Source organism: Nitrobacter sp. 62-13 (assembly GCF_001896955.1).
Taxonomy (GTDB): domain Bacteria; phylum Pseudomonadota; class Alphaproteobacteria; order Rhizobiales; family Xanthobacteraceae; genus Nitrobacter.
The window spans coordinates 1-7,583 of the sequence record NZ_MKRN01000104.1; the positions used below are offsets into that span (position 1 = coordinate 1).

8 protein-coding genes and 2 tRNA genes are annotated in these 7,583 nt (G+C 62.3%); 5 read left to right on the forward strand and 5 right to left on the reverse strand.

The features are described from left to right. Together carB and BGN91_RS09000 are read right to left on the reverse strand one after the other, a co-directional pair. Positions 1-1,990: carbamoyl-phosphate synthase large subunit (gene carB / locus BGN91_RS08995; protein ID WP_292612414.1), on the reverse strand; the 1,990-nt coding region annotated here is incomplete at its 3' end. A 198-nt stretch (positions 1,991-2,188) separates the two neighbouring features. Then, positions 2,189-2,262: transfer RNA gene (locus BGN91_RS09000), tRNA-OTHER, on the reverse strand. A gap of 105 nt (positions 2,263-2,367) precedes the next feature. Between BGN91_RS09000 and BGN91_RS09005 the strand changes: the two genes are divergently transcribed. Together BGN91_RS09005 and BGN91_RS09010 are read left to right on the forward strand one after the other, a co-directional pair. After that, positions 2,368-2,440: transfer RNA gene (locus tag BGN91_RS09005), tRNA-OTHER, on the forward strand. Positions 2,441-2,702: 262 nt separating this feature from the next. Beyond that, positions 2,703-2,963, forward strand: coding sequence for a hypothetical protein (locus tag BGN91_RS09010; RefSeq protein ID WP_292612416.1), 261 nt, complete (start codon positions 2,703-2,705; stop codon positions 2,961-2,963). Positions 2,964-3,049: 86 nt separating this feature from the next. Here BGN91_RS09010 and BGN91_RS09015 read toward each other — a convergent pair whose 3' ends face one another. Then, positions 3,050-3,796 (reverse strand): class I SAM-dependent methyltransferase, encoded by a 747-nt coding sequence (locus BGN91_RS09015; RefSeq protein WP_292612418.1) that lies wholly within the window; start codon positions 3,794-3,796, stop codon positions 3,050-3,052. 303 nt (positions 3,797-4,099) lie between these two features. Here BGN91_RS09015 and BGN91_RS09020 point away from each other — a divergent pair, with 303 nt between their 5' ends. Further along, positions 4,100-4,567 (forward strand): ferritin-like domain-containing protein, encoded by a 468-nt coding sequence (locus BGN91_RS09020; protein ID WP_292612420.1) that lies wholly within the window; start codon positions 4,100-4,102, stop codon positions 4,565-4,567. 150 nt (positions 4,568-4,717) lie between these two features. Here BGN91_RS09020 and carA read toward each other — a convergent pair whose 3' ends face one another. After that, the gene (gene carA / locus BGN91_RS09025) at positions 4,718-5,908 is read right to left on the reverse strand and encodes a glutamine-hydrolyzing carbamoyl-phosphate synthase small subunit (protein ID WP_292612422.1); all 1,191 of its coding nucleotides are present in this window, start codon (positions 5,906-5,908) and stop codon (positions 4,718-4,720) included. 165 nt (positions 5,909-6,073) lie between these two features. On the opposite strand from carA, the gene BGN91_RS09030 reads away from it, so the two are divergent. Both BGN91_RS09030 and BGN91_RS09035 read left to right on the forward strand, forming a co-directional pair. Then, positions 6,074-6,529, forward strand: a complete 456-nt coding sequence (locus BGN91_RS09030; RefSeq protein ID WP_292612424.1) for a GatB/YqeY domain-containing protein — start codon at positions 6,074-6,076, stop codon at positions 6,527-6,529. Positions 6,530-6,977: 448 nt separating this feature from the next. Next, complete coding sequence (locus BGN91_RS09035) at positions 6,978-7,142, forward strand: DUF3309 family protein (protein ID WP_292612426.1); 165 nt, start codon at positions 6,978-6,980, stop codon at positions 7,140-7,142. Between the two features lie 141 nt (positions 7,143-7,283). On the opposite strand, the gene BGN91_RS09040 is transcribed toward BGN91_RS09035, so the two are convergent. Beyond that, positions 7,284-7,583, reverse strand: a 300-nt coding sequence (locus BGN91_RS09040; RefSeq protein WP_292612428.1) for an N-formylglutamate amidohydrolase, incomplete at its 5' end; no start/stop codon positions are given.

Below are 7,583 nucleotides of genomic sequence, written 5' to 3' on the forward strand. Positions count from 1 at the left end.
TCGACACCGTTTCCGGGTTGCAGTTGACCATGATGGTCTCGTAGCCAGCATCCGACAGCGCGAAGCAGGCATGGCAGCAGCAATAGTCGAACTCGATGCCCTGGCCGATGCGGTTGGGGCCGCCGCCGAGGATCACGACCTTGGTCTTGTCCGACGGGGCGCTTTCGTCGGCAACGTTACCTGCGAAGGGCGGCTCATAGGTCGAGTACATATACGCGGTCGGCGAGGCGAATTCCGCGGCGCAGGTGTCGATGCGCTTGTAGGCCGGGCGCACGCCGAGCGTCCGGCGGAGCGTCTTGACCTCCGTCTCCGTCTTGCCTGCGAGCACCGCGAGGCGCGCGTCGGAAAAGCCCATGCTTTTAAGCGTCCGCATGCCGAAGGCGTTGCCCGGCAGGCCATCGGCGCGGACTTTGTTCTCCATTTCCACGATGCCACGCAGTTCGGCGAGGAACCACGGGTCGATCTTGCAGGAATTGAAGATGTCCTCGTCGCTCCAGCCGAGCCGCATCGCCTGCGCGACCTGCAGCAGCCGGTTGGGGGTCGGCGTGCCGAGCGCGGCGCGGATCGCATTCTTGTCGTCGCCCTTGCCGACGCCCTCGATATCGATCTCGTCAAGGCCGGTGAGTCCGGTCTCCAGCCCGCGCAGCGCCTTTTGCAGGCTTTCCTGAAAGGTGCGGCCGATCGCCATCACTTCGCCGACCGACTTCATCGAGGTGGTTAGCGTGGTGGAGGCGCCGGGAAATTTTTCGAAGGCGAAGCGCGGAATCTTGGTGACGACGTAGTCGATGCTGGGCTCGAACGAGGCCGGCGTCGCGCCGCCGGTGATGTCGTTGGCGATCTCGTCGAGGGTGTAGCCGACCGCGAGCTTGGCCGCGACCTTGGCGATCGGGAAGCCGGTCGCTTTTGATGCGAGCGCGGAGGAGCGCGACACGCGCGGATTCATTTCGATGATGACCATGCGGCCGTCGGCAGGGTCGACGCCGAACTGCACGTTGGAGCCGCCGGTCTCGACGCCGATCTCGCGCAGCACCGCCAGAGAGGCGTCGCGCATGATCTGGTATTCCTTGTCGGTCAGTGTCAACGCCGGCGCCACCGTGATGGAATCGCCGGTGTGCACGCCCATCGGATCGAGGTTCTCGATCGAGCAGACGATGATGCAGTTGTCCTTCTTGTCGCGGACGACCTCCATCTCGTACTCTTTCCAGCCGAGCACGCTTTCTTCGATCAGCACCTCGTTGGTCGGGGAAGCATCCAGGCCGCGCTCGATGATGTCGAGGAATTCGTCGCGGGTATAGGCGATGCCGCCGCCGGTGCCGCCCATGGTGAAGGAGGGCCGGATGATCGCGGGCAGGCCGATCTCCGACAGCGCCATCAGCGCTTCCGCCATCGCCTGCTGCTGGTAGCGCTTGCGCCGCTCGTTCTCGCCGAGCCTCCATTGCCGTTCGAATTCGGCGAGCGCGTCGCCGGAGAGCTTCTCCTTCTCGGCGAGGTGGCGGTCGCGATCGGCCTTTTTCATCGCGGATGCATTGGCGAGGCGGGATTTCGGGGTCTCGAGACCGATCCTGGTCATGGCCTCGCGGAAAAGCTGCCGGTCTTCGGCCTTGTCGATGGCGTCCGCGGTGGCGCCGATCATCTCGACGTCGAACTGGTCGAGCGTGCCCAGCCTGCGCAGCGACAGCGCGCAGTTCAGCGCGGTCTGGCCGCCCATCGTCGGCAGCAGCGCGAAGCCGCCGGGGACGACATGGCGTTCTTTTTCGATGATCCTGGCGACGATGTCCGGAGTGATGGGCTCGATATAGGTGGCGTCGGCCAGCTCCGGGTCGGTCATGATGGTCGCCGGATTGGAATTGACCAGGACGACCCGGTAACCCTCCTCCTTCAGCGCCTTCACTGCCTGGGTGCCGGAATAGTCGAATTCGCAGGCCTGACCGATGACGATCGGCCCGGCGCCGATGATGAGGATGGTCGATATGTCGGAGCGTTTAGGCATTAAGTCCTGGAAAACGAAAAACTGGGCACAAAAAAAGGGCGCGCGGCGGCGCGTCCCTTGGGCAAGAGCGCGATCTGCGCGCGCGAGGTGTCTTTAGACCAGTTTTCCGGGGCGGGGAAGGACTATAAGTGCCTCATCAACCGTCAATTTGAGCCGATTTTGACGCGCAGCAGCCGATCCAGAACGATCGAGGGAAGTTGGAGGCCCAGCCTGGACTTGAACCAGGATAAAAAGCTTTGCACAGCTCCCGCGTCGACTTCCGCCACCGGGCCGCGGGTATATTTGCAAATATTTCCGCCGGGTCGAGCGATTGCTCACTGTAACGTTAATTGCAAACTCGGCGCATGGGCGTCCGCGATGTGCTATCTCCGCGCCGTGCGGGTTTAGCTTAGTGGCAGAGCAGCGGCTTCCAGGTCGCAGACCGATGTTCGATTCATCGAATCCGCTCCATCAGAATAAATATTAGCGATCTTCCGCTGCGCGATTTTTCGTGCCGTCAGAACGCGTGCAGCGCCGTTCGATTTCGTTGCCGGTGCGCACGATCCGCGAAGGTTTTCACTCTCCCTGGCAGAGAGTGTCGGTCCGGATGAGCCACGCGGGGAGCACGGAAGCGCGGCGGTTGCATTGAGGCAAAAATCCGACAGCGCCCTTCATCGCACATTCAGCGGCATTGCGGTGAAATTCTGCTTTCCGAGTTCAAGGAGGAAGCAACATGAAATTCTTGGCCTCTATCGCTTTCGCCGCCGGCCTCGGCATCGCGTCAGCGCAAGCGATGCCTGTCGCGCCGCTGCACGACACGACCGGTCCCGTCACGCAAGTCGGCTGGCGCTGCGGACCCGGCTGGCACATCAACGGCTGGGGACGCTGCGTGCCCAACAGACGCTTCTATGGTGCGTGGGGGTACTACGGTCCGCCGCGGTTCCACCACTGGCGTCATCGTCACTGGCATCATCGTCACTGGCACCGCTGGTAGCGGATCGAAAGGAGCCCGCACCTTGCGGGCTCCTTACTGACGGCGAGCTGTAGGTCGGTACGGAAGGCTGCGATCGGCGGCATTCGTCACGTCGAATCTGTCATGCGCTTACTTTGCGCCGCGGCGTTGCGGCTGCGCTCGAAAGCGTGACGCGCCACAAACGTCATGCGCGACGGGTTATGGCCGATATTGACTGCCGCCCGCGTCGCCGTGAAGCCGGCGGCGGCAAGCCTGGCGAGCATGTCGGCCTCGCTGTAGCGCTGCAGCCCGATCCTGGTGCGCAACTGCCGATAGTCGGACAGGGCCGTGCGGGCCAGCCCGAGCAGCGCGTCCTTCACGAAGCCATGCTTCGCCGCGAAGCGAAGCAGCGCGATCACGTCGCCCCCCATTCCCACATTGGGCTGCAGGACATCGCCCACCACCAGACGACCTGCCGGCTTGAGCAACCGGCGAACGGTCACGATCGCGGCATCGAACTCGTCGGGCGTCATATATTGTATGACCGAGTTCATCACCGCCAGATCGACCGACCTGTCCTCCATGTGCCGGAGGTCGTCCAGCGCGCGCACACGGATTTTTGTGTTGGGCGCGAACCGCGCGACCAACCGGCCGCGAACGCCCGGCGCGGGCTCCGCGAGGATAAGCCGGCCACAGGCGTCGGCCACCATTTCCGCAGAAAGCGCCTCGCCGCAGGCGTAATCCAGTACGACGGACTCCCTCGAGGAGATGTAGCCGATGATGTCCCGGGCGATGGTCTGGAAATGGACGTCGCGATGCAGCTTGCTGACGTAAATCGTATGCGGGGAATCGTAGTAGTCGATCCAGTCATTCATGGGGTGTCTGTTATCTCGTTCCCTTGCCGGAACCCGTTTTATAGCGGCGCGTTGACAGCATGTAGAGGGTATCGCGTGGCCTTGAAACCGAGTGTCCGCCGGACATTGTCGGGCGGAGAATCAGGAGATTTGGCCCCGGGCGACGCCGAACTACGAGGGTTCCGTCATTATTGCCGTCACAACGCGTAACTGCCCAGCGATTTCGTCACCGGGCTGCCAGCCCGTGAAGCTTGCCGCGCGCCGAGCCGAGAATCGCGCAGGCTCGTCAGATGGTAGCCCAATCAAGCACCGACAGGAGAAGATATGTCCAAATCCGACCAGCCGACCGTCACCCGCAAACAACTCATCGAAGGTCTCAACGAGGACCTGTCGCGCGAGTATCAGGCCATCATCGCCTATGTGAATTATTCCCAGGTCCTCAAGGGCGCGGAATACATGAATATTGCCGACGAACTGGCGGTTCATGCCGGTGAGGAACTCGCGCATGCGCTCAAGGTCGCCAACCATATCGATTATCTCGGCGGCATGCCTTCGGTGACGCCGAAGCCGGTCAAGACGTCGGAGAAGGCGGAAGACATGTTGAAGTTCGATCTGGCGAACGAGAAGGAGACGATACGCCAATATCGGCGCAGGGTCCGGCAGGCGGATGAATTGAATGAATTCGCGATCGCCGAAAGCCTGCGGGGCATTCTCGTCGAAGAGCAGGATCATCTGATCGCGCTTGCTACCGCGCTCGGCATCGATCCGCCGGACGCCGGCATTGCCGATTGAGGCGAACGCCGGCAGCGGCGTCGTCGCCACATTGCGCTGTGGCTTGCGGCGAGCTGGGTGAAGTGATGACGCTCTTCGTCCGCCGGAGCCTGTCATCGACCCGTCGAAGCGGACTTGTCGGCGGATGACGAAGCCTGATTACCGGTAGGCCTACGTCCGCTTGTTCGCCCGCATCAGGTCGGCGAAGCGCCTGAAGAGATAATGCGAGTCGCGCGGTCCCGGTGAAGCTTCGGGGTGATATTGTACGGAGAACACCGGCTTGCCCTCGAGTTCGAGGCCGCAGTTGGAGCCGTCGAACAGCGAGACGTGGGTCTGCTTTGCGCCCTTTGGCAGCGTCGCCTCGTCCACGGCGAAGCCGTGGTTCATCGAGGTGATCTCCACCTTGCCGGTGGTCTCGTCCCTGACCGGATGATTGGCGCCGTGGTGCCCCTGATGCATCTTCCTGGTTTTCGCGCCGACCGCGAGGCCGAGCATCTGGTGACCGAGGCAGATGCCGAAGGTGGGCATCCCCGACTCGATCACTTTCCGGATCGTCGGCACAGCGTATTTGCCTGTCTCGGCCGGATCGCCGGGGCCGTTCGAGAGAAACACGCCGTCCGGTTTCATGGACAGGATGTCGTCTGCCGACGTGGTTGCCGGCACTACAGTAATCTTGCAGCCTTCGCCGGCGAGCAGGCGCAGGATGTTGCGCTTGATGCCGTAGTCGACGGCGACGACGTTGAATTCCGGCTGGTCCTGCCGGCCGAATCCCTGGCCCCACGCCCAAGGCGTCTCGTCCCAGGTGTAGCGCTGGCTCGACGTCACCATCGGCACCAGGTCCATGCCCTCGAGGCCCGGCCACTCGCGCGCTTCTTCCTTCAATCCGTGCAGGTCGAACTCGCCGTCCCTCGCGTGCGCGACCACCGCGTTGGGCATGCCCTTGGTGCGGATCATCGCGGTGAGCGCGCGGGTGTCGATGCCAGAGATGCCGATGATGCCGCGCGCCCTCAGCCAGGCGTCGAGGTGTTTGGCGGCGCGGTAGTTCGACGGCGAGGTGACGGCGCTGCGCAGGATGACGCCGCGCGCACCCGGCGTCGCCGCCATGTTCACTGTCTCGATGTCTTCGTCGTTGGCGCCGACGTTGCCGATGTGCGGAAAAGTGAAGGTGATGAGCTGCCCGGCATAGGAAGGATCGGTGAGGATTTCCTCGTAGCCGGTCATCGCCGTGTTGAAGCAGACTTCGCCGACCGCCTGACCCTCCGCGCCGAGACCGAAGCCTTCGAGCACTGTGCCGTCGGCGAGCACGAGAAGCGCGGTCGGTTTGAGGTCCGGCCAGGCTGAAGCGTTTTCCGATGTGGTCATGAGCGCATGACATAGCCCGCGTCCGCGTCGGCGTCAAACTCCGGTTGTCTCGCGTGCCGCCGCGGTTTACATCAGATTCTGAAACGAATTCGGCGGCGTTCCAAGCCGCTAGTGCAGTGAATCTGACATTCGCTACCCGCTTTGCACGCTGGAGGAGGCTTTCCGATGCTGCGCGACGACATCAACAACGCCGTCAAGGAGGCCATGAAGGCCAAGGACGAGCGCAAGCTGTCCACGCTGCGGATGGTCAACTCCACCATCAAGAACGCCGACATCGAAGCGCGCGGGCAGGGCAAGCCGCCGCTCTCGGATGGCGATCTGCTCGGCCTTCTGCAGAAGATGATCAAGCAGCGTCAGGAATCGGTCGAGCTTTACGAGAAAGGCGGCCGCGAGGAACTGGCGGCGCAGGAGCGGGCCGAAATTCTCGTGATCTCCGGCTATCTGCCGAAGCAGATGTCGGACGACGATATGAAGTCCGCCGTCGCAGCTACTATAGCCGAGACCGGAGCGGCCGGCATCAAGGACATGGGCAAGGTGATCGGCGCGCTGAAGGCCAAATATGCGGGGCAGATGGATTTCGGCAAAGCCAGCGGCGTGGTGAAGGCCGCGTTGACGGGTTAGATCATCATGCGTGCCCCGGACGCGGCGCCGCGCGTCGTGCCCGCGACGTGATGCGCGGCTGATCCGGGGTCATCCAATGTCAATGTTTGCGGCGGTTCAGGTTCGGCGGAGGAGCATGAACAATGCCGCATCGTGTCCGGGACACGATTGAGCCTATCGATGATCACTGGATTGCGCGTGATAACAGTCTGCCGATGACTGCCGCCGGCAAGGCAATTGCGCCGCGAGTTGCGCGCGCTCGGCTGAGTTTGGTTCCGTCGATGGCAGAGAAATAGTTCAGTTCCTCTACGGGAACGACGCGCCGCGCGTCGCGTTGTCGCCTCATCAACAGGAGGCGAAAAACATGGGCTTCGGACGCGGACTTCTTCTCTGGCTGATCGGGATTCCGATCCCGTTGATCATTCTCATCGCACTTCTCATGCATCATTAAGCCTGAGCGAGGAACGACATGAGCATCGGTACAATCATTCTCATCATTCTTATTATCGCACTGCTTGGCGGCTTCAGCGGCATCGGCGGCGGGCCGTTTTACGGCACCGGCTATTACGGCGGCGGCGGCCTCGGATTGGTGATCATCATTCTGATTATCCTACTCCTGATGGGACGCATTTAGCTCGCTTAGCTGAATGGAAAACAAGTTAAGTCGAAACGTCATTGCAGGCGAAGCAATCCATCAACGAACTGTAATAGGATTGCTTCGCCGCAGACCCTCCGACAGCCGGAGCCGCATCGCCGGCATCAGTCACACGAGGTTTCAGGCGTAGGACGATTGCGGCGCGATCAGCGTCGCCTCGATCTCGCGGAACAGCCGCGTCAATCGCTTCGCCCACTGTGCCTGTCCGGTTTCATCAGCAATCAAATCCTGCCGGATCTCGATGCCGGTATTCATCAGCCCGCGCGCCTCGCCATGCACGGGGATGGTGTAGTCGGTGATATCGCTCACCGCATAGGGTTCGTTGTCGCCGACAATCAGATCGCCCTCGGCCCGCAGCAGCGACAGCAAAAGATGCGGCAGCACCGGACTGCGGTGATAGAGCGTGCCGATGTGCCATGG

Bases quoted from the DNA above. Each gene is read 5' to 3' on its own strand.
- BGN91_RS09010 (WP_292612416.1), top strand. From the start codon at position 2,703: ATGAAATTCTTGGCCTCTATCGCTTTCGCCGCCGGCCTCGGCATCGCG.
- BGN91_RS09015 (WP_292612418.1), bottom strand. From the start codon at position 3,796: ATGAATGACTGGATCGACTACTACGATTCCCCGCATACGATTTACGTC.
- BGN91_RS09020 (WP_292612420.1), top strand. From the start codon at position 4,100: ATGTCCAAATCCGACCAGCCGACCGTCACCCGCAAACAACTCATCGAA.
- carA (WP_292612422.1), bottom strand. From the start codon at position 5,908: ATGACCACATCGGAAAACGCTTCAGCCTGGCCGGACCTCAAACCGACC.
- BGN91_RS09030 (WP_292612424.1), top strand. From the start codon at position 6,074: ATGCTGCGCGACGACATCAACAACGCCGTCAAGGAGGCCATGAAGGCC.
- BGN91_RS09035 (WP_292612426.1), top strand. From the start codon at position 6,978: ATGAGCATCGGTACAATCATTCTCATCATTCTTATTATCGCACTGCTT.